Here is a 24,049-nt window from a genome sequence, read left to right as displayed (position 1 = left end):
TCATACTCGGCGTGAGAGACCAGTGCCTGCGCGTGGTGGAATTTCTATTCATTTCGTTTTACGTAACAAATGATCAGGCTATTCTTTGAATGCCCAGAATTTTGCGGCAAAGAAATTGACGAGCATGCCGGCGACAGAGCCGCAAGCCACGGCAATCAAAGGCACCAGCCGCGATCCTTGAACGGTCAGCACAACGACTGAATACGCTGCATAGTTCACACTGGCGCCGCCGAGCATGGAAAATAGATAGCGCCACCATTCGACCCACACGGACCTCTCGGCTCGATCGCGAAAGGTGTGCCGCCTGTTGATGCGCCACGTCACCCAGACAGCGGCCATGAACGACACAATTCGCCCCGCAAAAAAGCCGAGCCCGCAGGCCAGGGCCAGATACAGGACGGCCGCGTCAACAACGAAGCCGATTCCGCCAGCGATCGCGAAGCGAACGAATTGACGACCGATCACGAACGGTTTGGACCGGGAACCGCGAGATAAGCCATGCGCTTCGTCTCGGCCCGGCCGTGCGTGACGGTGTCGAGTACGATGCCGCAAACGAGCAGAATGCTACCGAGCAGCATGAGCGCCGCGCAAAGCAATGCGGTCGGCAAGCGCGGCACGAGCCCCGTCTCCAGATAGGTCTGCAAGAGCGGTATCGCGAACAGGATTGAAGCGAGCGCGCAAACCAGCGAGGCTGAGGAGAAAAACAGAAACGGCTTCTCTGATTTCAGGAGCTTCGCGATGGTGACGAGAATACGAAAGCCGTCACGGTAAGTATTCAGCTTGCTGGTGGAGCCTTCCGGGCGCGACCTGTAAACGGTGGCCACTTCCGAAACAGGCATCCGGAGTTCCAGGGCATGCACGGTCAGTTCGGTTTCGGTTTCGAAGCCGGACGCATGCGCCGGGAAGGACTTGACATAGCGCCGGGAGAAAACGCGAAAACCTGAAAGCATGTCCGTGAATGTGTTGCCGAAGACCGACGAGACGCATCGGGTCAACATAACATTGCCAAACCGGTGACCGAATCGGTATGCGGACTGCTCTTCACTGATACGGGTTCCGACAACCATATCGAGGCTTTCGTCGATGAGCATCGAGACCATCCCGGGGGCTGCGTCGGCGTCGTAGGTATCGTCACCGTCGACGAGCACATAAACATCCGCCTCCACATCGGCGAACATACGCCGGATGACGTTGCCCTTGCCTCCCAGAGTGACTTTGCGCACCGTTGCGCCTGCCGCCTGCGCCACTTCGATGGTTCCATCGGTGGAATTGTTATCGAAAACGAACACTTCGGCTCCGGGCAACGCGTGCTTGAAGTCGCGTATCACTTTCGGAACCGTCAACGCTTCGTTGAGGCAGGGAATCAGGACGGCGACTCGGCCGGTGGACAATGCGGTCATTCGATTTAGGCTGGGGTAAAAGGTCGATCAGACGACGGGATGATCCGCCGGGCCGGCGGTAGCGGTCGACCGGCAAGGCGACGGAGCATGTCTATTATCGCCGACTGTCTGCCTGATCCCTACGAGCGAGCGTACGAGTATAGAGACCCCCCTCGCCACGCGCAACGAAGTTCGCGGACTTCGTTGCGCGCGCCGGCAAGCCACCGCCAGCGGGCTGCGCCGCCATAGCCAGCGGGGATTCCGGCGTTCCCGCAAGGCGCCACGGAGGCTATCGCGTCACCGGGTTGCCCGGCTATTGCATCCGTGCGCACCTCGTTCGACGCTGATGCGCGGCACCATCCACCCCAGCCAGACGGGAACACGAATCGGCCCTACCCGCCGGTGCGCCCCCTCTCCCGGACAATTAGTCCGTGCCGAATTTCGGCGACCGCGGGCCATAGAGCAGGCCGCTCGGCGGTCCGGCATGCAGCAGGCGATAACTCGTGATACCGGCGATATCGTGGCTCTTATCGGTCAGCGAGTTCGAGATCTGCTTGATCGCCGCCACCACCAGCATGCCGATCAGGCCGCCGCCGCTACTGTTATTGCCTTCGTTACTGCTGGCCGTCGCGCTGCCTTTCCAGAGCACATCACCCGATTTCAGATCGACGAGCTTTGCCGATGCCGACACCACCGTCGCACTGTCCAGCACGCGGTACGACGTGCCGAATTGCGTGATCTTCGAATACAGCACCGCGTCGGCGCCGAAAATTTCGCGCAGTTTGGCGGGTGACGTCTGCTGGATATCGCCGGCGGTCGTCAGGCCGTTCTGCTTGAACGTCTCTTCCATAACCGCGACCGGCACCACGTAGTAGCCCGCTTCGGCGATCGGATAGGTCATCTGCGACATCAGGCTGTTCGACGCCTGCACGTCGGTAGTGGAGTTATCCGGCGGCAGGATGAGGATCGAGCGCGGACGCGCATTCTTGAAGGCCGTGTAATCGGCGTGCCGCACGGGCTGCGCGCACGCTGCGAGCAGCGCGACTGTGGACAGGGCAAACCAGAGTTTGAAAGAAAGGAACTTGGACATGTCGACTGGCTCGCTTATTGTTGTTTCGGCTTCTTCATCAGGAAATCCATATAGGTCGACGATTCCGGAAACAGTTGTTTCTCGGCGTCGAATTCCTGCATGGCCTGGGTGTCGTTGCCGACAGTCGCGTACAGCATGCCCAATTGCGCATGGAAGCCCGGCGGCGGCGTGTTGCCCTTCGCGCTAATCTCCTGCACTGCCTTTTCGAGTGCATCGATCTGCGCCTGCGGGGCTTTGTCGCCCTTCAGGTAGTCGTAGACCGCCGGCTGATAGCCGTTCCATTGATAGAGCGGCGGTGTTGCAGTGTTCGCACATCCCGCGAGCAGCAGCGTCGCTGCCGCGACTGGCAGGCAGATTCCCCGAATCCGGCCGGTGTATTTCATGTAAAACCCCGTTTACGTAGTTGTTTTGATCAAGCTTGAGTGATGGATTGAATACGGTCGCGTGTCCCGCTTATGGCGCGGGTTTGAGTGCGCCGGCGTCGACCTGGTCGGACAGATGATTGACCGCTTCCTGGATCGCGAGCTCGAGCACTTTGCCGTTCAGCGTGGAGTCGTAGCTGGCCGTGCCGCCGAAGCCGATGATTTCGCGGTTGGACAGGCTGAACTCGCCCGCGCCCTGGCTCGATGCCACGACTTCGGAGGTCGTCGTATCGACCACATTGAGGCTCACCTTCGCGTACGCCACCTGGTTCTTGCCGCTACCGAGGATGCCGAAGAGCTGGTGATCGCCGACTTCCTTGCGGCCGAATTCGGTCACGTCGCCGGTGATGACATAGTTCGCGCCCTTGATCGACTGGGCCTTCTTCGTGAAGCCCGCTTCCTGACGGATTTCGTCGAGGTTGTCGCGATCGAGCACGTTGAAGCGTCCGCTTTGTTGAAGCGAGGTGATCAGGATGGTTTTGGACTGGCCGCCCAGGCGGTCGACGCCATCCGAGAAGATGCCGCGCATATAGCTCGAACGGTTGTCGAACTTGCCAACCGCGATCTGCACCGGTTTGCCGACAGCCGGTTTCTGGACGCTGGCGGCGGGCGCGATGGGCAACGAGCGTGACGATTCCGTTGCACAACCGCTCAATGCGACGATGGCGGCGGCGAGTACTACACCGTACTTTCTGGTCGAATTCATTGACTTTCCTGCTTGATGGAACTGTTATGAAGGGTTGAGTGTTTGCGCTCGGTACAGAGCGCGGCGGTTACTGGCGTTTAAGCGGGACGCAGTTTTCCGGCCGTGCGCACAGCTCGTCGAACCGCGTTTTGGCATGGGGTCGTCGAAGCTTGAGTGCAGCGGATGAGACGGCGTTCGAAGACTGCAAAGCGACCGCCTAGGAGGCGACGACAATGGGACGCCATGGCGCGAGAGGTACGGCGACCGTTACGACCGTCAGGCGCAGCTACATGGCCCGCCATGAGTGAGCTGGCAAATATTGGTGCTTGCGGCGCATGTGATTTGCGAGCATCGGAATGCGCTCAGGACGTGACTGCACTCGCGTCCATTGTTTCGGCGTTGCATAGTTATCGTTCCCGACATGCAGACGCACGCGCGGGCCTCTTCGGTGCGGCCGGTGGAACCGCTTATTTTGGATTTTTACTCAACAACTTAGCCGCCTTATCGGCAGTTTTTTAAAAAACTTTAGTGGCGCGCGCTGCGTTTTCTGTGATTGCGCAATGCTGTTTAGTCATTGCGCATTAAAGACGGGAGTAGCTTGGGTTATTTGACATCATCGGTTTAGGCGGGTTTTTTATGTCCCGGTTACACCCGCTACCTTTTCCCTGTGGCCCTACCGGATAAGCCCCGGCTCCTCATCGGAACGCACCTCTCCTGTTTCACCCCTTGCGTCAAAGCGCACCAGCCGCGCATCAAAACGCACCATTTCAACGCGTCAGAATTCACCATGAGCGGCTTGTGGCGTGGGCCTGATGCCTGCGCCTACCCCTGCATTAAATCCACCCCACAAGCGAAGCGCGCAGGCGGGTCAGAGACTGCCAAATGAACTCTTCGCTGCAGGCTGCGCGGCACACAACTGCACGCGCCAGCGCCCGGCCCCAAACTAGCCCACACCGCGGGCAACACGGAATAAACCCCGAGGATTCAGGTTTTGAATTTCTCTGGACAAAATGTTGCGAGTCTGCTTTACTTCCCCCTCATCGTTACTATTACTTACTAACGAAACTAATTGAAATATGTCAAAACATTACAATTTATATTCATATTTATTACATTATAAATTCAAAAAATCATCGTAGGATAATCGTGCCGCTTCGAGAACGCGTTAGCTAACCGACGACGTGCAGGTCAAGATGAAATTTCCGCGTAGGCACCCGAAATTGGGACGCCAAGTCAAACAGGTTGACGTGTCGTGCCAGATAGACATCAGCGACACCAGTAGTTCCCTCGGCGCCAGCGACATGTCAGGCAGTGGTAATGTGTCGAGTCTGATCGGAGGCGGCGAGACCATGAATGCCTATGGCAGCGAGCTCTGAAGCCACAGGCAGGGAATCTTGCGAACATCCGATTTCACGAGTGGTAGGCCCCGCTGAAATCACCCGAAACAAATGAAATTATCAAAACGACGCAGGCTCGCCATGTCTGAAAGACGAAGCAAAACCGGTGCTGTTTGGGGATCCGACCTAGATTACTGCTTGTCAATTTATCGCATTAGATTATCAAAATTTTTTATGGCGTTAAATGATCCCCCTTAATCTGACCGTAAGAATTTATACCGTTAGCGGCCTTGACCAGATACCGAGCGTAACGTAGTGCCATTGGCATCCCCGACGAAGTCCAGCAATTGTTCGAACGATGCTGGCAGGATGACCTACCGCATCACCTTCCAAGTCTTGCTAGCTGACGCTCCGAGCGAAGCTGCCGGAAATAAAAGTTTAAAGGGATCTCAATGAAATTAGGTTTCCTATCTTCTCCCTACAGTTATAGAGCAGTTTTGGTAAAGCTCTTGGCGATGTACTTTCTATCGAAACTCAGACGTTCGAGTCGCTTCCTTCTGCTAATTTCACTAGCGCCGACTGCTGCGATCGCAGCGAATGCACTAGGATCCGAAGGTACTCAGCTTCGACACTTCAAGGACTGTGATGCATGTTCGGAAATGGTCGTGCTTCAATCAGGTAGCTATTCTATGGGAGCTACTACCGAGGAATTTCTTGGAGCGAAGGGGTACCAGTCCATGTACTCGTATGAATCGCCTCAACATCAAGTTAGCGTTAAATCATTTGCAATTTCCAAATTTAGTGTAACCAAGCATCAGTTTTCTTTTTTTGCCAAAGAAACTGGCTTTTCCGGAAAGGGCTGCAAAATATTCAAGGGATACGGCTGGGTATTCGATGCTGATGCAGACTGGCAAAACCCGGGATTCAAGCAGACGGACCAAGACCCTGTAGTCTGCGTCTCGTGGGACGATGCTCAGAAATTTATAGCGTGGATTAACTCAAAAATATCAACCGCGAAATTGAAATCTTATCGCCTCCCTACGGAGGAAGAATGGGAATACGCTGCAAGAGCTGGGACAACCACTCCAATGTATTGGGGCAGCGATAGGACTCAGCAATGTGCATACGAAAATGCACGTGATCTGTCGGAAGAAAAGGCTGGGCCCGATGGGCCACATGTGAACTGTGACGATGGTTACGCACACACGGCTCCGGTCGGATCGTTCAAATCGAACCCGTGGGGCCTCTTCGACATGCTGGGCAACGCCTATCAATGGGTATCAGATTGCTCGCACATTGGATATCACGATTCTCTTCCTGCTCCGCCTGCTGTAGGCGCCCCAGACTGTCGGATGAAGGTTGTACGTGGAGCAAGCTGGGTGACCGTACCGTTTGGCGTCCGATCAGCCAGTCGACTTGCCTTCAAAACAAGCGTTCGCGAGAGCACCTTGGGGTTTCGCTTAGTCACTAATTTATCCAACTAATCTCAAAGGTAGAGGAAAATGCCCGGATTAACCGTAATTCAAACTAGTGCGAGCGCTGCGACTTTTGTTGGTGCATGGAGCAGTTTCACGACTGCGGTGAAAAACGTTGCTTCTGGCAACGGTTCAATGGATGACGTCGTAACCGCAGCAACCAGCCTTACATCAGCGGCTACAGCATTTTCAGAAGCTCCTGGCTACTCCGCTATTTCCCGGGGCACGGGGTACATAAGCGGTATGGCAAGCTACCAAACCGATCTAGCCGCCTACCAAAACGCTCTCGCAAGCGGCAACACCGGCGAACAAGCTGAAGCCATGGCTGGGCTGATATCCGATGTATCTAGCGTTACAGGCGCGGCCGCAACAGCTGCCGCAGGCGTTAGTGGTCCCGCAGCGCAAGTGTTCGGCTACATTGCAGGTGCGGCCGACATACTCGGAGGGGTGGCCGCCGGCGCGCAGGTGACGATAGGCGCTGCTAATTGGCTAACGAACTATCTCGGGTCGGTTAGCGAAGCCCTAATGGGTGGCGCGCTCGAAGAAAGCACTCAGATGCAACAACTCGACATGAACGATCCAAACGGTAACGCTGTGATCGTCATGCCGGGCCAAGCCGGCGATACTTTAGTTGAAAATACCAGTACTCTCGGCGGGGCAACTGCCTTCCAGTACAACGAAGAGAACACGCAAGGCGTTCAGACAAGCGGCGTTTTATTGGCCATGAACGGTGCGACCGACGCCGAATACGTAAGCGGACAAGGCGTCGTCTCCGACGTCAACGGCTTTCAGGTCAATATCGCCAACGGTGTCAGCGCTACCGTAGCGGGGAGTTCGAACATGCTTACAGCAGGCAGTAACGCCAGCCTGAACGTAAGCGGGTCCTCGAACAGCACAACCGTGACTGGAACAGGCACAACCGTCAATGACTCCGGCAGCAGCGATTCCGCGATCTTGAACGGCAACAATGATACGGATAACCTGGCCGGCAATGGGAGTGTCGGAAACGCACTGGGCGCCAGTGATACGGTAAGCGTCACGGGTACCAACGACGTCGCCAATGCGTTTACCACCGCGACGAATGCCAACCTGAACCTGTTCGGCAATAACGACGCAGATAACCTGGCCGGCAGTGGAAATTTCGGAAACGCACTGGGTGCCAATGACACCGTGAGCGTCACGGGTACGAACGACGTCGCCAATGCGTTTGCCACCGCGACGAATGCCAACCTCAACCTGTTCGGCAACAACGACACAGATAACCTGGCCGGCAGTGGAAATTTCGGAAACGCACTGGGTGCCAATGACACCGTGAGCGTCACGGGTACGAACGACGTCGCCAATGCGTTTGCCACCGCGACAAATGCCAACCTGAACCTGTTCGGCAACAATGACACAGATAACCTGGCCGGCAGTGGAAATTTCGGAAACGCACTGGGTGCCAATGACACCGTGAGCGTCACGGGTACGAACGACGTCGCCAATGCATTTGCCACCGCGACAAATGCCAACCTGAACCTGTTCGGCAACAACGACACGGATAACCTGGCCGGTAGTGGGAATTTCGGAAACGCACTGGGTGCCAATGACACCGTGAGCGTCACGGGTACGAACGACGTCGCCGATGCGTTTGCCACCGCGACGAATGCCAACCTGAACCTGCTCGGCAACAACGGCACAGCTAATGTCCAAGGTAACGGCGTCAAGATTTCTGGCGGCAACGATGTCGTCAATCTTGCCGGTACGGGTAAAACTCTCGACCTGCTTGATGGCAATGGCTATCAGGTGACTGCGACAAGTTCGACCATCAATACGGGGGCGAATACGGCCCTCACGCTATTGGGTTCGGGTAACTCAATCAACTCGGGCTCCAATAGTGCCGTTGCAATCAACGGCACCGGAAACATGCTCTACGCTGGATCCAATTCAGTCGTGCTTGATAATGGCGTAAATAACACGATCAATGCGACAGACAGTGTGATTCAACTCGGTAGCCAGAACATGGGCCAGACCATCTACATCTACGGGAACGGAAACACGATTGATGCAGCAACGCTGCTCTCGTCGAACCCGGTCGTCCAGGCGGACATCGTGGTTCGAGGTACCGGCAATACGATCATCGCAAGTAACCAGAAGATCGATCTCAATGACACCACCGGCAACTTTGTGACCTCGAACAATGCCGTTTCCTACAACAACCCCAATGCCTATTCCTATGTATCCGGTGCCTCACTCTCCGGCACGTACGGCCCGCTGAACCCTGCGGCGCCGTCAACTCCCGGAGTCTATTTTCCCGACTACAATCCGGGCGTAGGTGGAACTGGTGGTTCCTTCACGAACGGAGGGGTTTGGAATGGCGATCCTAATATTGCAGGTCAACTGCCCGGATATGATCTTCCCTTAGACGATTGCTCCGGGACGGGCTACAACCCTGATGGCACCTATAACATAGTTGTATGCGGGACTGCCGACGATCCGCTAATGCTCAATCTGAACGGAGGGTCGGTCGAAACGACCGCGCTGTCTGCGTCCCCTGTATCGTTCGATATGCAGAATAACGGGCAGAAGGTACAGACCGGCTGGGGCACGGCGGGCGAAGGTTATATCGTCTACGACCCGAATGACGCTGCCAACACTACGGTCGTGACGCAGGACAGTCAGCTCGTGGCAGGCTTCGGGGCCTTGCAAGGACTGGCACAACAGGTCGACGGCTCAGTCGACGACTCACTCACGGCGAGCGACGCATTGTGGAACAGCCTTAAGGTTTGGGTCGATACAACCGGCACTGGCGAATTTCAAAGTGGCCAGCTATATAACCTGGATCAACTCGGCATCGCGTCGATCAATCTGAACGGCACACAGGTCGATCAGAACAGCAACGGCAATCAGATTCTGGTCGAGAGCACGTTCACCTACGCGAACGGCAATACGGGCGATATCGCGGGCGTCAACCTGATGTTCAATCCAAACGCCACGCAAAGCGCACCGGCAGCGGACGCGGGTCTGGCGGACATCCAGATCAACAAACTGATTGCTGGCATGGCATCGTACGGCGCCCAGCCGGCGGCAAGTTCAGTTCTGGTCAGTGCTGCGGCCACGCAGGAATCGATGCTGGCAGCAAGCGCACACTGACGCCACCTTCGATTGGCCCGCGCATCCGCGATCTCGCACATCGCGGATGCGGCTCGCCCACATTGAGTGCGCTTTTTCCTGCGCTGGCCATGATCGCGCGCAATGCAGAGGATGTAAATAAAAAGTGAATGTGCACGACTCAACCGATCAACCCGCGCCCCCGCCCGATGTTGATCCGGCGCTGGCATGCCTGGTCATCATTGCGCGCTTTCACGGCGTCGCGGCCAGTGCTGCACAGTTACGACACGCGGCAGGCAAAGGCGGCGAGGCATTTGACAGCGATGCCCTGGTGCTCAGTGCCCGCTCGCTTGGACTGAAGGCGAGAATCGTGCCGCTTCGGCCCGAGCGCCTCGATCGCGTGGCGCTGCCGGCTCTTGCACTGGATAAGACCGGCCGCCATTTCATCATTGCGAAGTGCGACGGCAAAACATTGCTGGTCTTCGAAGCCGATGCGACCGCCCCCACTGTTGTACCGCTCGACACACTGGCTGCGCGCACTACCGACCGGATGATCCTGTTCACTTCCCGGGCGGCGCTGGCCGGTGAACTGGCTCGCTTTGACTTCTCGTGGTTCATTCCCGCGATCGTCAAATACCGGCGTCTGCTGCTCGAAGTACTCGGGGTCTCGCTGATCCTGCAAATCTTCGGTCTTGTCTCGCCGCTGATGTTTCAGGTGGTGATGGACAAAGTGCTGGTCAATCGCACCTACAACACACTGACCGTCGTCGCGATCGCCCTCTTCCTCAGCGCAACCTTCGAGGTCATGCTCACCGCGCTGCGCAATTTCGTGTTTTCTCATACGACTAACCGCATCGACGTAGAACTCGGGGCGCGGCTAATGCGCCACCTTATTACGCTGCCACTCGACTATTTCATGGCACGCCGTGTCGGCGATACGGTAGCACGTGTACGCGAACTGGAAAACATCCGCAACTTCCTGACCGGTCAGGCGCTCACCGCCGTCATCGATCTGGTTTTCTCGGTCGTGTTTCTTGCCGTGATGTGCATCTATAGCGTCTGGCTGACGCTCATCGTCGCCCTGTCGCTACCAATCTATGCAGGCATCTCCGCCATGCTCGTACCTGCGTTACGCCGCCGCCTGAATGAGAAATTCGCGCGCGGCGCGGACAATCAATCGTTTCTCGTCGAACTGGTGTCCGGGGCCGAGACGGTCAAATCGATGGCTGTCGAGCCGCAGTTCATCAAGCGGTGGGAGTCACAGCTCGCCGCTTACGTGGCTGCGGGCTTTCGCGTGACCCAGCTTGGCAATATTGGTCAGCAGCTCATCCAGTACGTCGGCAAGCTGGTAACGCTCGCCACGCTTGTTTTCGGTGCACGCTTCGTGATTGACGGCAGGCTGACCGTGGGCGCGCTGATAGCTTTCAACATGATGTCGCAGCGCGTTGCGTCCCCCGTGCTGCGGCTTGCCCAGCTATGGCAGGATTTCCAGCAGATCGGTATCTCGATGAACCGGCTGGGCGATATTCTCAACTCGCGCACCGAAGTCCCGCCGAGCCGTCAGGCACTGCCGGCCATTCAGGGCGACATCCGTTTTGAGAACATCCGTTTCCGGTACCGGCCCGACGGCCCCCCGATACTCGACGGTGTTTCGCTGGATATTCGCGCCGGACAGGTGATCGGCATTGTCGGCCGCTCGGGATCGGGCAAAAGCACCCTCACGAAGCTGTTGCAACGGCTTTACCTGCCGGACCACGGGACGGTGCGCATCGACGGCATCGATCTCGCCCTGGCCGACCCGGTGTGGCTGCGCCGGCAGATTGGCGTCGTCCTGCAGGAAAACCTGCTCTTTAACCGGTCGGTGCGCGAGAACATCGCGCTAACCGATCCGGGCACGCCGCTCGAATCCGTGATCCATGTCGCGAAGCTGGCTGGGGCGCACGACTTCATCTGCGAACTGGCGCAAGGCTACGACACCATCGTCGGCGAACACGGCTCAAACCTGTCGGGCGGACAGCGGCAGCGACTCGCCATCGCTCGGGCGTTGCTAACCAATCCGCGCATCCTGATTTTTGACGAAGCAACGAGCGCACTCGACTTCGAGACGGAACGCATCATCCAGAACAACATGAAGGCGATCTGCGCGAACCGCACGGTCATCATCATCGCGCACCGGCTGACGGCTGTTCGCCACGCCGACCAGATCGTCGCCATGGACAAGGGGAAAATTGTCGAGCAGGGTCTGCATGATGAACTGCTGGGCATGCGTGGCTACTACGCGCACCTCATTTCGTTGCAGAACGGATGAGGACCGACATGCTTATCCGCTTTCAGGCCTTGCTCGATCTGTGCCGACGCTATGCCTCGGTCTGGCGCAGCGCCTGGTCGATCCGCCAGCAACTCGATACGCGCGAGAGGCTCGAGTACGAACTGGCGTTTCAGCCCGCGCATCTTGAGCTCACAGAGACACCCGTTCATCCCGCGCCCCTTCGGGCGATCCGCGTCATCGTGGCGCTAGCGATTCTCACGCTGAGTCTCATGATCTTCGGCCGGCTCGATATTGTTGTGAGCGCCAAGGGTAAGCTCGTTCCGAATGCGCGCGTCAAGGTTATCCAGCCCGCGACGACTGGCGTGGTACGCGAGATCGCAGTGCAGGACGGACAGAGGGTTATCGCCGGGCAGCTTCTGTTGAAACTCGACACCGCGCAGGCGGCCGCTGATGAGGACAAGGCGAAGTCAGCGAGGCTGGACGCCGCACTCGCGGCAGCCCGGGCGCAGGCACTGCTGGACGCGCGGCGAACCAGCGCATCGCCTCAGGTTGCACGCGTTGACGGCGCTCCGGGTGAGCGTCAACAGGAAGCGCAGCGGCAGGCAGAGGGCACGTATCGGGAATATCGGGACAAGCTGACCGCAGCCCGCGCCGAACTGGCAAAGCGTGAGGCTGAACTCGACAGCACGCGTCAGCAGATCGCAGGACTTGCCGCGACTTCGCCACTCGCCAGAGCACAGGCCAACGATTACAAGGCCTTGTCAGTCGGCAAGTACGTGGCCCCGAACGACTATCTGGACAAGGAACAGACCGCGTTGGACAAGGAACATGACCTCGCTGCGCAGCAGAGTCACGCGCACGAACTTGCAGCCGGAATTGCGGAGCAGCGTGCAGAAATTGAGGCCACGACGTCGCAGTTCGGACGTGAGCAGCTTGATGAACTGGGGAAAGCTGACGAGCAACTCAGACAGAGCCGAAATGACGAGACCAAGGCGCACACCCGCGCAGCGCTCCTGAGTCTGACCGCACCCGTCTCTGGCACGGTGCAGCAGCTTGCGGTGCATACGCTCGGTGGTGTTGTGACAACCGCTCAGGCACTGCTGGAGGTCGTGCCAGATGATGCGCTTGAGGTCGAGGCGACCATCGAGAACAGGGACATCGGTTTTGTCAACGTCGGCCAGCGCGCGGCGGTCAAGCTCGACGCGTTTCCGTACACCCGCTACGGGATGCTGGAAGGGGAAGTCGTGTCGCTATCAAACGACGCGGTACAGGATAAAAAGCTCGGGCTGGCATTCACCGCACGTATTCGCCTGGCGACCAACCGGATGCGGATCGAAAAGAAGTGGATCGCGCTCACACCGGGCATGTCCGTGAGCGCGGAAATCAAGACAGGCAAACAAAGCGTCGCGCAGTACCTCATGGGACCGCTTGTCGAGGGCGCGCAGGAAAGCATGCGGGAACGCTGAGCACATATATGGTCCGGCACCCGCCAGTATGGCGTGACGGCTCGGAAATTAGCAGCATGACTGGAGTCGACGCAGTTCGCCGCCGACTCTAGTCATATACAAAGAAGAGCAACTTACATGCGGATTTTTCTACGTGCAGTTTTCGCGCTGTCGTTCGGCGTACTTCTAAATGCGTGTGGCGGGGGATCTATCAACTCTGGTTCCACCGCATCTACCACATCGACTTCGTCCTCCGCATCTGCCACGCTGGCGCCGGGAGTCGGCATACAGATGAAGGCAAACATGACCGTGTACGTGCCTGCTGGAACCGTCATTACTGGAGGACCGAACGGCACGTTCACTACCGTTAGTGGGTCGTCGAATACTGTATATGTTCAGGCAGGCGTGTTCGTTACGGTGTCTGCCAGTGCCACAGGCCCTGCGACCAATGTTGTTACAACAGCGTCGACCTCCGGTAATGTTCAGCTCTCTGTCACCAGCCTAGCTGGTTCTGCGGCCGCAGACGCGGCCCATGTCGACGGGACAGGAGCAGCCGCCGTTTTCTGGGGCGGCGGCCGGCTTGCGATTGACTCGTCTGGTAACGTTGTCCTGTTCGATGGATGCGCCCTGCGGAAGGTGAAGCAGGCGGGGGTGGTCACAACACTGACGAACCAGGGCTGCTGGGACGGCGTTGCTATAGACCCGGCCAGAAATGTATATGGGTCTGGCGGCGGGTCGGTCAATGGTACCTCGCCGGTCACATGGGGAGCGTCTCTGTATGACTTCTTGACGTCCGGCGTTTCCCAGCAACTGTTCGCGAACTGGGAAAACCCCAGCGTCACTTCATCGACTGGCTTTGGCGGTCTCGTGATGGACCGCAAGGGAGCGCTGTTTCTGGCAGACAGCGTGAACGACCGTATCGCGAAGTTCAATATCGGCAGCAACACCTGGACGGTCTTTGCCGGCAGTGGTACCAGCGGCAATCAGGACGGTGCAGGTACTGCCGTCAGTTTCACGGGGGTATCCAATCGGGCAATTGACAGCAACGACAATCTGTACGTGAGAAGTATCGACACGGTTCGAAAAATTGCGCCGGGCCGCACAGTGACGACGATCGCCAGCCAGTTGTCAGCGGCAGGCACAATCGCTGTAGACAAGTCGGGAAGCGTCTACACGTCGGGATGTCAGGTAATCGACCGTATCGCCAGCGATGGTAGCGTCGTTTCGCTTCCGTCCACGACCCCCGCGGACCTTATCAACTCGCTGGCCAGCGACAGCAGCAGTAGCCTTTATGCCGCTACGCAAGGACGCGGAGCGCAGATCTTCAAGATCGCGTTCCCGAATCAGTGACTCGGACGTTGAAAATGCTTTCTTACGTCGATAGGACGCGTTCATTGATATTGCGCTGGCCACGGGTGCGCCGGGACGCCGGTGCCGCCAGTGCCGCCAGTGAGCCGACCCGTAAGGTATCAGGTGCAATTGGGGCAAATCACGCGAAAAGCGTGCTGCGATATGTCAGCACGGCCGCAATGCTGGCCGCGCACGCGCATGCGTTCGCCATCGATCCGTTGCTGGCCGAACGCAATATTTCTGCGACGGCCAGTGCAGGGCTTATCGGCAGCATCAGCCCCTGTCAATTCACATCGATCGGCAGTCCGTTGATGTTGGCTGAAGCGGTCGAGCGCGGCTTGTGTAATAACCCCAAAACGCGCGAGGCATGGGCCGACGTCAAGGCGCGTGCGGCGGCCGTCGGTGCCGGGCGTGCCGCCTACCTGCCGACGGTCTCGGCATCGTGGCAGGGCGTACGGGATAGCTCGGCGACGGACGTCACGGGCCAGCCTCAACTGAGTTCCAGCACGACCGCGACCGTGCGCTCAGAAAGCGTTTCGTTGAACTGGGTGCTATACGATTTCGGCGCGCGATCGGCCGCACTCAGGAATGCATCGGAATTGCTGGCCGCCGCGCGTGCCACACAGGATGCTACGCTGCAGACCGAGTTCGCGACCGTCGCCAAAGACTACTATGCCGCGCAGGCAGCCGAGGGTTCGCTCGATGCGGCGCGCAATGTTGAGAAAACGGCCAGTGACAGCTTGGCAGCGGCCAGCATGCGGGTCAACCGAAACGTCGCGCCGATCACCGACGTGCTTCAGGCAAAAACGCAGCACGAACAGGCTGTCTTTAACCGCACGAAGGCAGAAGGTGACGTTGATGCGGCGCTCGGCACACTCGCTTCCGACATCGGGCTCGATCCGAACGTGCCGCTTGCCGTGCCACCCGTGACCGAAACGACGCCGCCCGATGAGGTATTCAATAAATCGGTGACGGAACTGATCGCCGATGCTAAACGCACCCATCCGGGCGTCATTGCCGCCCAAGCGGAATTCGACGCGGCAACGGCGAAAGTCAGTCAAACGCGCGCTGAAGGGTTACCCAGCCTGAGTCTCGTCGGCAAGTACAGCCGCAACAATCAGCCGGCGAGTCTGGGACTCGGCATTCCGACGTATCCGGCGACCGGGCATGATGTGTATATCGGAGTGCAGTTGAGCATCCCGTTGTTCGAAGGGCTGACCCGCCACTATCAGATCCACCAAGCCGAGGCTGAAGCCGAACGGCAAAGCGATGCTGTCGACGAAGTGCAGCAGCAGGTAGCGCTGGATGTCTGGACCAGCTATCGCGCGTTAAAGACAGCCACGCAGAATGTGACGAACAGCTTTTCGATGCTCGACGTCGCCACGCAGTCATACGACGCTGCCGAGCGTCGCTACAAGGCTGGCGTGAGTAGCATTCTTGAGCTGCTGAATACGCAGACCGCGCTCGCCAACGCCCAGGAGCGACGGATACAGGCGTTGACCAACTGGCATAACGCGAAAATCCAGCTTGCGGCAAAGCTGGGCAAATTGGACATGCGACAGATTGCCGGCGACTGAATGTTCCGGCATCAACCCAGGGAGCGCACCCCTTACGCCGATGTTGCAATCGTGTAGGAATTAAAGCTCACTGCTTCCTCGCCCAGCCCCCATTGGGGGCTACATCGCACAAAATCCGTCCGATCTGCTTACCAATCTCAATGTCCCGACTCTCCACCTCAACTTCCAGGCGCGTTACTAGACGTCCGATACCAATGGTGGGTGTCATGTTAAAGCTGCTGGGCCTCGTATCGGCCCCCAGGTAAATTGACTCGATCGTGACCGACTCGAAACCGCTGCAAGCCTGCGTCGACATGCTCGTTCAGTACTCGACGGCCATCGACATTCCGCTGGAGGTGAACGTCAGCTTCGCTGCATTCGGGTCGGTGGCGTTTTCCGCCTGGAGTGCCCGCGTCTCTTGCTGCCCCACGGCGGTCTAGTCCGCCGGAGCACGCCGATGGGCACAGCCGGTCAATGCGAGCATTGACGCGAGAGTGGTAGCGATGGTTAGTGTGGTTAGTGTTTTTTGACATTTGGTCTTGTTAAGTCACGTTGATTGTTGTGCCAGACCACCACCAACTCACCACAGAAATCGACCATGACCGACACGAATCTCCAATCATGCACCGCTCACCCGGTAGCCCACATCACCATCCATGCGCCGCCGACGCCCAGTACGTCGAGCAATTGCGACGCTGACCGTTTTCGATCCCGCAGTCTGCCCTTCCCTGACCTTAATGCACTTGATACCTTAAGCGCGCCAACGTCCAACAAGTGCTCGCGCCTGATCCCAATACTACGAAGAACGCAATTGGTCCACGCGCGAGGACCGCAGGGCCGTCAGAACCATCGGCTCGCGTCACACACTTCATAGCATGACACTCATCGGCCCTCCGTATTTATAGATTGTGAGCTTGCGAATTTGTCCAATGACGCGGGGGAAATCAGAACCTCCGATCTCTTTAACGATCCCTGAAACTTCTGCTTGATCGCAGTAGCTATACTTACCGCCGCCATAAGCAGGCACACTCGAAAGCAAACATTTTTCCAAACCATCATGATCAACAACTACAGCACAATGTTTGTTTTCTATATCATCGATCGTTTCCACAAAATATCCTACACCACGCTCCATAACAAACACCCCCTCAATCGTCGCATCAAGGTCAATCGAATTCAGGCCCCTCTTGACTCAAGATCTCGGAAACTTTCATTAATATTCCTCTTCAATTCTTGTTCGACCATCGAATCGACCAATACCATCCCCGGACTCGCCGCAGGCGGCTGCCCACCTCCCACGCCAATAACCGCGTTCAGCCCGTTCGCGGTGCCTTGGGCTATCAGGCTCACTGCGGATTCTGACATCTTTGCCTGAGCGCCAGCTTTCATCAATACTGCAAACTGGTCTGCCAGGTTCGTCGCACCACGCACCGCCATATTCACCTGACTGCTCGCGGTATCCAACCACTGCTGCGAGAGCGTGTAATTAAACAGCCCGTTCGATGCATTCTGGTTCTGCACCCACTGCATTTCCGGACCGAGCTTTGCAGCCTGCTCCGGGCTCACGTAGTTCGCCGCCCATTCGTCGCTGGACGGCGAGTACTGCGCCCAGCATTGCACCTCGTAGCAGGCGGCGGCAGTCAGGCGTTTCTCTTCTGCAGTGTCGCCATTGGCTTTCGCGTGAATCGCCGCTTTTTCATCCGGATGCAACTGCCGGTTGTAGAGATCCGCGCCCAGCGCCCCATTTGCCCCACTCATCGCCCCCGACGACCCACCCAATGCCCCGCCCGCCGCAGCGCCGGCCGCGCCAGCCGCAATATTCGACAAAATATTGCTACCCAACTTGTCCGGTAGCGCGTTGCTCACCGCATTGCCAACCACGTCGCCAGCCACCGTGCCACCTGCCGCGCCAAGCACGTTCCCACCGCCCAGTGCAGCGCAGACCGCTGCCACGACCGCGTGTGCGCCAATCCGGGCCGCTCCGTCGTTAGCCCACAACGTCAGCTGCGTCTTCGCCGCTTCAAGATCCGCCTGGGCCTGTTGCGCACCGGCATCGTCACCGGCTGCCTTTGCAGCATCCAGTCGCGACTGCGCCCCCTTCACCTCGTCCCTCGCGCTACTCTCGAGCGCCGTCGCCACATCCCCCACCACCTGCATGCCCACCTGCGCGGTAGCCTGCTGGATCGCCATGTCGTTGCGGACCTTTTGCGCGTCGAACGTGTTCTGCGCCGAGCCATTCGCATTCGCCGTGTCGCGGCTCAAGCCCTCGGTACTGTCGCGACCAGTCCCTGCATCGCCACGAACCGTAATTTTCCCCTGACTCACCGCGGCATACGTCGTGCCCGAGGCATCGCTACTCGTCCCCGCTGTACCGAACCCGCTCGGCCCGAATCCTGCCGAGTTCGCCGGCCCCGGCGCGTTGTTGGCGGCCTTCACTGGCGGCGTGAAACTGACACCGTTAGGTGTGCTCATACCCGCCGCGCCGCTCGCGCTAAAACCAAGCGACGAACCTGAGTAACTCGCCGTATTCTGCAGATTCGTGAAGCCGAACGTCTGCGTCGACAGCGTGTTCCTGTCGGCGCTCGCCGTGCTGGCGATCGCCCCACCGTCCAGTTGCGTATGGCTGCCGACGTTGATGTTGTAACCGCCATTACCTGCAAAGAAACCGCTTTGCTGGTTAACCGACTGGTATCGGTCCTTGATGGTCTGATCGCTCATGCTCGCCGAACCCTGAACCGTCGTGCCATAGCAGATCGGCGGGATGCACAGGCTCATCTGGATACCAGCACTCGTCTGCTTGCTGTCGTAGGTGTTGGTGTCCTGCTGGCTCGCAATGTTCAGATCGCGTCCGGCACGCGTGCCGGCGTTGTCGATCGAGACCACGATCGACAACGGCTTCACGCGCACGCTCAAGTCTTCAAGGTGATGCTCCGTTGCCTGCGGCAAGAAGGCACCGAAGCGGGCGTCGTCGAAGCGGGCCTGCACATCTGCGAGACGCCCTTGACCGGCCGCATCGGCCCTATGCCTCGAGATTGCGCGGTGCCGATGCTTCGCCTTCGTCTCCGCTTTCCCCCTTGTGTTGCGCGCAAAAACGAAGGTATGGAGGACGCTGACCTGGCCAGGAACTATCCGAAGGAATTCCGGGCAACGGTCATGGCGCATCACTCACTGCAGCACGCGTTGACCGTAGATCCATTCGATACTTCCGTAGGGCGCAAGCTGGTTAAGCTCGACAAGCGCAGAGCTGGCTCCGGCCGCACTTCCTTTAACGAACTTCCAGTACGCGCCCTGGTAGAAAAGCACCTCACCTCGCGCCTCCTGCTGGTCGACGCCAGACATGCGAGCAAGAATTGCGGTCATTTCCAGCGTCGTTCCGTCCCCTCGCTACATACGCAGCAAGGCGCCGTAGTGACCGCTGTCATGCTCGGCGTAATACGCTGCATCGCGTTCAAGTGTGGTATTGGCTAGCGACGGATTCTGCCCTCTCGCCATGATGTACCGGTAAAGCACTGCCCGGTAGGCGAGGAAGCTCGGACCTTCAAGGGGGGACTGCGCATCCGCAAGCGTATCGATGGCTTCTCGCCATTGCTCCAGTTGCATGTGCGCGAATGTGGCCGTGACGAATCCCTCTGTGTAGGTGCCCAATACCACAGCCCGCTGCACAGAAGGTTGGCTCGCAGCCCGTTTTCGCGTGTTGTCGATCTCGGGCGCGAGGAGCGTCAACGTAGTCTGCGGATCATTCAGTGCGAACAGAATCCCTGCCTTCGTCGCGATCAGATCCCGGTTGTTTTCTCCCTTCGCCAGGGCCATTGCGCGATCGATAACCTCGAGCGCTTCCTTCGATCGACCGAGGGAATCCAGTGCGGCGGCCTCCTTTTTCATCGCCGACGCCTTGTCCGCGTCGGACGTTGCCGCCACCTCCTGTTGCCGCGAATCCTCGAGTTGCCGTTCATGATCGACTTCCAGAAAATTCTTCTTCACATTGTCCAGCGCTAGATAGTCTTGTCCTTTCGGACATGCAACAGGGCGACCCACGGGAGAAGGATGATCCGGGTCTGTAATATCCATCACGCTTTGCGAGCAACTGCTCGTCCCCTGGAAAGCGAAGTCAACGTGATATTTTCGTCCCTGTTCAGGTGTGAACGACGTGACAATCGGTCCGCATGAATCGGAATGGCGGTCTGGCACTTCAGCCCCGAAAAGACCTTTCACCTGGACGGGTACACCGGGCTGTACATATTGCTCCCGCGAGGTTTCGTTACGAAGCAGCGCCTTGTTGAGTTTCTCCGTCAAGTTCGCAATCCCCGGCAGCAAAACCTCCCTGCCGCTGTGGAAAACGTGGCCGACAGGCTCGAAGCCGCTGCACGCCTGTGTCGACGTGCTCTTCCCAAACATGACGCCCATCGGCATTCCGCTGGAGGTGAACGTCAGCTTCGCTGCATTCGGATCAGCGGCTTTTTCCGCCTGGAGTTGCCGTGTCTCTTGCTGTCGCACGGCGGTCTGGTCCGCCGGAGCGCGCCGATGGGCGCAGCCGGTCAATGCGAGCATTGACGCGAGAGTGGTTGCGATGGTCAGTGTGGTCAGTGTTTTTTTTTGACATTTGGTCTAATTACTTCGCGTTGGTTGCTGTGCCCGACCACCATCAACTCACCACATGAGTGGATCATGGCTGACACCAATCTCAAATCGAGTGCCGCTCACCCCGAGCGCCACGTTGCCATCCAGCAGTTATGAAGATACCAGCGGTTTCAGCTGCGCCCGCAGAAGCAGCCGCCGCTCTAACCATGGCCTGGACTCACCAGACGATGGCTCGAAACCGCAGACTGCCCTGCGCCGCTGCATTCGCAACTATCTTCTGCGCGAGCGTCTTTTCTGGCGCATGCAACTGCCTGTTGTATAGATCAGCCCCCAGCGCCCCATTCGCGGCTGCTCCACCTTTGCTCCCATTGCCACTGTTATTGACGGTGCCTCCCGTTCCCGTTTTCGATGACTTGCCTGCCACCGCTTCCGCTCGACAACATTGCTGTGTCCGGCGCATACCGCACGCATGTTTTACGACGTTTTTGATTTCGCGATCGCACCGCGTACCACAGATTGAAATTCGCCGCGCGTCAGGACTACTTCGCGCGAGGTTGATATTTCGCTACGACTACCGAAAATGAGTTTGGCTTGTTCTCCCGACTCCACAAGAAAGACATTGTTGTCGTCATCCAGCAGGCTGCCAATCGAAACCAGGTGACGGTAGTCGCTATCTGCTGCGTCCGAATCCATTGGCGGAAATGCTCGCGCAACGAGTTCTGCGTATGCACTGGAAGTGGGCAAGTTAAAGAGTCGCACGTCTTCAACGCTGTGCTTCATGCAATTCAGTCCAGACAGCAGGTTCAGGTCAACCGCGAGCGTTGACTTTAGTGACCAAAGAAGTTCTCCCCCAACGAAATAGGCGAAGCATCCGTTCTTAAAACGATCTGTGGACCATGAATCGACGGCATCGCACCAGATCGCAAAACTATCAGGGTTGCCAATTAACATTTATTTTCCTTTAAATCCGAGGGTCCGCTTAACCGCAATAGGAATGGTTGAAACGTCGACGGGTGATCTGGTATCACCAGTGGAACCGGTCCAATGATAGACCCCGTTGCTGGAATAAAACCGGTTGATATTGCCATCCGAATCGATAGCGTACCGCGTCTGTTCGCCACCTGAAATCGAGGCGTTGAAAAGATCAAGCGAATTTCGAGGCTCGGTACCCGCGTTGGGGCGGTTGCCTTGCATGCCAGGGGTATGCTTTGGATTTGATTCAACTTGTAAACCGTTGTCAGCTGTCACGACCTCGGGAATCGGCAGACGATTGTTGCTCCCGCCCACAGCAGTAAATACATAATCAACAAGTCCCTTCGCTTGATCTGGAATAATCGCCGTGATCCAGTCATTCAGCGTCTTGGCGTCGGGCAACGGGTAGATCAATGAGCCCGGTTTGATTGTCGGATCGAGTTCCGTCGCCGGATCAGTAATGACGCCGTCGCCCTTGCTGGCTGTCTCACCCTTAAACCCCGGCAACTTGAGGAGTTCCGCCAACCACGGCGGCGGTGGCGACGATGATGGATTAAGCAGTGATACCTGATTGTTCTCCACCTCGATCTTGCCGGCACCGGTCGCCGTCGCGGCATTCAGGCCCGACGTTGCCGCAATACCGGCGATCAGGCTCGTCACCAGATTGTCGCGCGCTTCGCGTTCCGATGCCGTCAGATTGCCTGCGGGCTCAAGCAGGCTCCCAATCAGGGAACTGCTCGCCCCACCCATCGCGCCCGCGCCGCAACTTTGGCTGCTGGCCGCTGCGGCTGCGGCTGCGCAACCAACAATCGCATGGAGTGCGGCGCGCGCGGTCTCGCTCTGGAGGGAGTCGGCAATCTGTTTCACCTGGTTTGCACCAAGTTCCTGCAGATACGCCACCGTCGCATTCTGCGCAAACTGGCCCATCCCGCCCGTTACATTGCCACCAGCAGCTACCGTGAGAGCCGTCAGAATCTGGCGATACGATCCGCTTGGACCCCATTCGGCCGAAAGCTGATCGGCCTGCTGTTGTGCCGCTGCGCGCTGGTCCGGCGTCAGGTTTGGATCATTGGCGGCTTTCTTCGCCGCATCCGCTTCCTTCGCGCGATTGCTGACGAATGTGCCTGCCTGATTGATAAACTGGCTGGTGATATCGAAGGCGGCCTGGACTTTGTCCTTGTCAAAGATAGGTGCGATCGTATTGGTCGTGCCCGTCGTATCGCGGCTGATGCTCGCAACGGCTTCCGCCGCCGTCTGCCCGGTCAGTTGCTGCTGTTTCGCGCCATCTGTAATGGTGATGGGCCCGCCGCTGATTGCGCTGTTCGTCGTCGAGCCGGCATCACCCGACGCACCCAGCACCACTGGCGGCGCTGCCGAGAAACCACCAGCGCTGGGCAATGCACTCCCTGGCACCGGATTGGTATTGTTCGCGACACCTTTCTGGTCCTTGCCGATCGTGCCGCCATAGCCGCCTGAGACCCCAACCGACGATGCATCGTAGGCCGCGTGATTGTCGATATCGCTATGCGTGAGCGTCGCGGTCGTCAGGCTGTTCACGCCGTCCTGCACCGCCTTGTCGCTGCTCGCGATCACAGTGCCCTTGAGATCCGTGTTGCCCTGCACGTTGATCTGGAAGCCAGCGTCACCCGCCTTGATGCCCGACTGCTCGCTAACGCTCGCGTAGTCGCTATTCATCTTCTGCTGGTTGCACGGCGGCGCTGCTCCTGTTCGCCAAGCGGATCGGTTGCCTGCGCGAGTGCGGCAGATACGTGCAAGCTTGCCGACAACGCGACCCATACCGACACAAGCCGACCCAACGTTCGCCAATGTGCGTAACCTGCGCCCACGAATCCGCGCGTCGGTTTCGGCGGCCGCGCAATCCGGCCGAATCTGTTCTTCTTCATCACGTCGATCTTGTTAGCGCGCCGGATTCGGCGCAGTTCGGATTGGCCCATATCGGGTTTGCGCGCGAACCGATTCCGCCAGCAGGCTCACTGATAGCGCCGGGATCGGTACAGGTCAGCTGAGTGCTAATTGCCCGGGCATGAATGCCGGCGTGATGGAGTGAAGCGCGCGCCGCCTCGACGTTGAAACGGCGATCGGTGTTATTCAACTTTCCTGCGACAGCCAGCGCGATAGTGACGGCCTGATGTCCATTCGCAGCGGTTGAAATCGCGATTGCCGTTTCATCGTCGACCGATATGCCGATTGCATAGGTACGGCGCGGCGCGGCAGTAAACGTGGCAACGATCGGCCAGATTTGAAATTGATACAGACGCGGGTTCCCGTGGCCCGCGCTGTTTCCCCGTGCGCTGCTGGTCATTCCTGTTTTTCACGCAACTGTTCGTTGCGGATTCTTTTCGGTGGATTCGTCTAATACGCCCGACTGTGCAGTCGCAGC

Annotated in this window: 18 protein-coding genes and 1 pseudogene; 7 read left to right on the top strand and 12 right to left on the bottom strand. The window is 58.1% G+C overall.

Translation table 11 applies throughout. From position 1 onward, the window contains the following. Window positions 1-78 precede the first annotated feature (78 nt). The 5 genes from PQR67_RS13575 to PQR67_RS13555 form a co-directional block, all read right to left on the bottom strand. The gene (locus PQR67_RS13575; protein WP_408459578.1) at window positions 79-465 is read right to left on the bottom strand and encodes a GtrA family protein; all 387 of its coding nucleotides are present in this window, start codon (window positions 463-465) and stop codon (window positions 79-81) included. After that, window positions 462-1,400 carry a glycosyltransferase family 2 protein gene (locus tag PQR67_RS13570; protein WP_408459575.1) on the bottom strand — a complete coding sequence of 313 codons (939 nt, stop codon included), beginning with the start codon at window positions 1,398-1,400 and terminating at the stop codon, window positions 462-464. Before PQR67_RS13570 ends, PQR67_RS13575 begins: the two co-directional genes overlap by 4 nt. Window positions 1,401-1,803: 403 nt before the next feature. After that, on the bottom strand, window positions 1,804-2,469 hold the full coding sequence (locus tag PQR67_RS13565; RefSeq protein ID WP_408459573.1) for a DUF799 domain-containing protein: 666 nt from the start codon (window positions 2,467-2,469) through the stop codon (window positions 1,804-1,806). 14 nt (window positions 2,470-2,483) lie between these two features. Further along, window positions 2,484-2,852, bottom strand: coding sequence for a DUF4810 domain-containing protein (locus PQR67_RS13560; protein WP_408459570.1), 369 nt, complete (start codon window positions 2,850-2,852; stop codon window positions 2,484-2,486). A gap of 70 nt (window positions 2,853-2,922) precedes the next feature. Further along, window positions 2,923-3,597, bottom strand: a complete 675-nt coding sequence (locus PQR67_RS13555; RefSeq protein WP_408459568.1) for a CsgG/HfaB family protein — start codon at window positions 3,595-3,597, stop codon at window positions 2,923-2,925. A 1,768-nt stretch (window positions 3,598-5,365) separates the two neighbouring features. Between PQR67_RS13555 and PQR67_RS13550 the strand changes: the two genes are divergently transcribed. From PQR67_RS13550 to PQR67_RS13520, 7 genes are all read left to right on the top strand, one after another. Further along, the gene (locus PQR67_RS13550) at window positions 5,366-6,397 is read left to right on the top strand and encodes a formylglycine-generating enzyme family protein (protein ID WP_408459565.1); all 1,032 of its coding nucleotides are present in this window, start codon (window positions 5,366-5,368) and stop codon (window positions 6,395-6,397) included. A 126-nt stretch (window positions 6,398-6,523) separates the two neighbouring features. After that, on the top strand, window positions 6,524-9,520 hold the full coding sequence (locus PQR67_RS13545) for a beta strand repeat-containing protein (protein ID WP_408459562.1): 2,997 nt from the start codon (window positions 6,524-6,526) through the stop codon (window positions 9,518-9,520). A 124-nt stretch (window positions 9,521-9,644) separates the two neighbouring features. Beyond that, on the top strand, window positions 9,645-11,786 hold the full coding sequence (locus PQR67_RS13540) for a type I secretion system permease/ATPase (RefSeq protein ID WP_408459559.1): 2,142 nt from the start codon (window positions 9,645-9,647) through the stop codon (window positions 11,784-11,786). A gap of 8 nt (window positions 11,787-11,794) precedes the next feature. Next, window positions 11,795-13,213 carry an HlyD family type I secretion periplasmic adaptor subunit gene (locus tag PQR67_RS13535; protein WP_408459556.1) on the top strand — a complete coding sequence of 473 codons (1,419 nt, stop codon included), beginning with the start codon at window positions 11,795-11,797 and terminating at the stop codon, window positions 13,211-13,213. A gap of 270 nt (window positions 13,214-13,483) precedes the next feature. Then, on the top strand, window positions 13,484-14,542 hold the full coding sequence (locus PQR67_RS13530; RefSeq protein WP_408459553.1) for an NHL repeat-containing protein: 1,059 nt from the start codon (window positions 13,484-13,486) through the stop codon (window positions 14,540-14,542). Between the two features lie 152 nt (window positions 14,543-14,694). Further along, the gene (locus PQR67_RS13525) at window positions 14,695-16,119 is read left to right on the top strand and encodes a TolC family protein (RefSeq protein ID WP_408459551.1); all 1,425 of its coding nucleotides are present in this window, start codon (window positions 14,695-14,697) and stop codon (window positions 16,117-16,119) included. A gap of 257 nt (window positions 16,120-16,376) precedes the next feature. Next, the gene (locus PQR67_RS13520) at window positions 16,377-16,538 is read left to right on the top strand and encodes a hypothetical protein (RefSeq protein WP_408459548.1); all 162 of its coding nucleotides are present in this window, start codon (window positions 16,377-16,379) and stop codon (window positions 16,536-16,538) included. A 428-nt stretch (window positions 16,539-16,966) separates the two neighbouring features. On the opposite strand, the gene PQR67_RS13515 is transcribed toward PQR67_RS13520, so the two are convergent. The 7 genes and pseudogenes from PQR67_RS13515 to PQR67_RS13485 form a co-directional block, all read right to left on the bottom strand. Next, window positions 16,967-17,209 (bottom strand): hypothetical protein, encoded by a 243-nt coding sequence (locus PQR67_RS13515; RefSeq protein ID WP_408459545.1) that lies wholly within the window; start codon window positions 17,207-17,209, stop codon window positions 16,967-16,969. 65 nt (window positions 17,210-17,274) lie between these two features. After that, window positions 17,275-19,044: a hypothetical protein gene (locus tag PQR67_RS13510; RefSeq protein ID WP_408459542.1), complete on the bottom strand. Its 1,770-nt coding sequence runs from the start codon at window positions 19,042-19,044 to the stop codon at window positions 17,275-17,277. Between the two features lie 219 nt (window positions 19,045-19,263). Continuing rightward, window positions 19,264-19,458, bottom strand: a complete 195-nt coding sequence (locus tag PQR67_RS13505; protein WP_408459539.1) for a hypothetical protein — start codon at window positions 19,456-19,458, stop codon at window positions 19,264-19,266. Window positions 19,459-19,482: 24 nt separating this feature from the next. Next, window positions 19,483-20,646, bottom strand: a complete 1,164-nt coding sequence (locus PQR67_RS13500; RefSeq protein ID WP_408459537.1) for a hypothetical protein — start codon at window positions 20,644-20,646, stop codon at window positions 19,483-19,485. Between the two features lie 504 nt (window positions 20,647-21,150). Beyond that, window positions 21,151-21,627, bottom strand: coding sequence for an immunity 42 family protein (locus PQR67_RS13495; protein ID WP_408459534.1), 477 nt, complete (start codon window positions 21,625-21,627; stop codon window positions 21,151-21,153). A gap of 327 nt (window positions 21,628-21,954) precedes the next feature. Further along, window positions 21,955-23,352, bottom strand: a pseudogene (locus PQR67_RS13490) (cell surface protein); the annotation flags it as partial. A 199-nt stretch (window positions 23,353-23,551) separates the two neighbouring features. Then, window positions 23,552-23,971, bottom strand: a complete 420-nt coding sequence (locus PQR67_RS13485) for a hypothetical protein (RefSeq protein ID WP_408459531.1) — start codon at window positions 23,969-23,971, stop codon at window positions 23,552-23,554. Between the last annotated feature and the right edge of the window lie 78 nt (window positions 23,972-24,049).

The organism is Paraburkholderia fungorum (assembly GCF_046026025.1).
Lineage (GTDB): Bacteria > Pseudomonadota > Gammaproteobacteria > Burkholderiales > Burkholderiaceae > Paraburkholderia > Paraburkholderia fungorum_E.
This window is presented reverse-complemented; position numbering and strand designations above follow the sequence as displayed.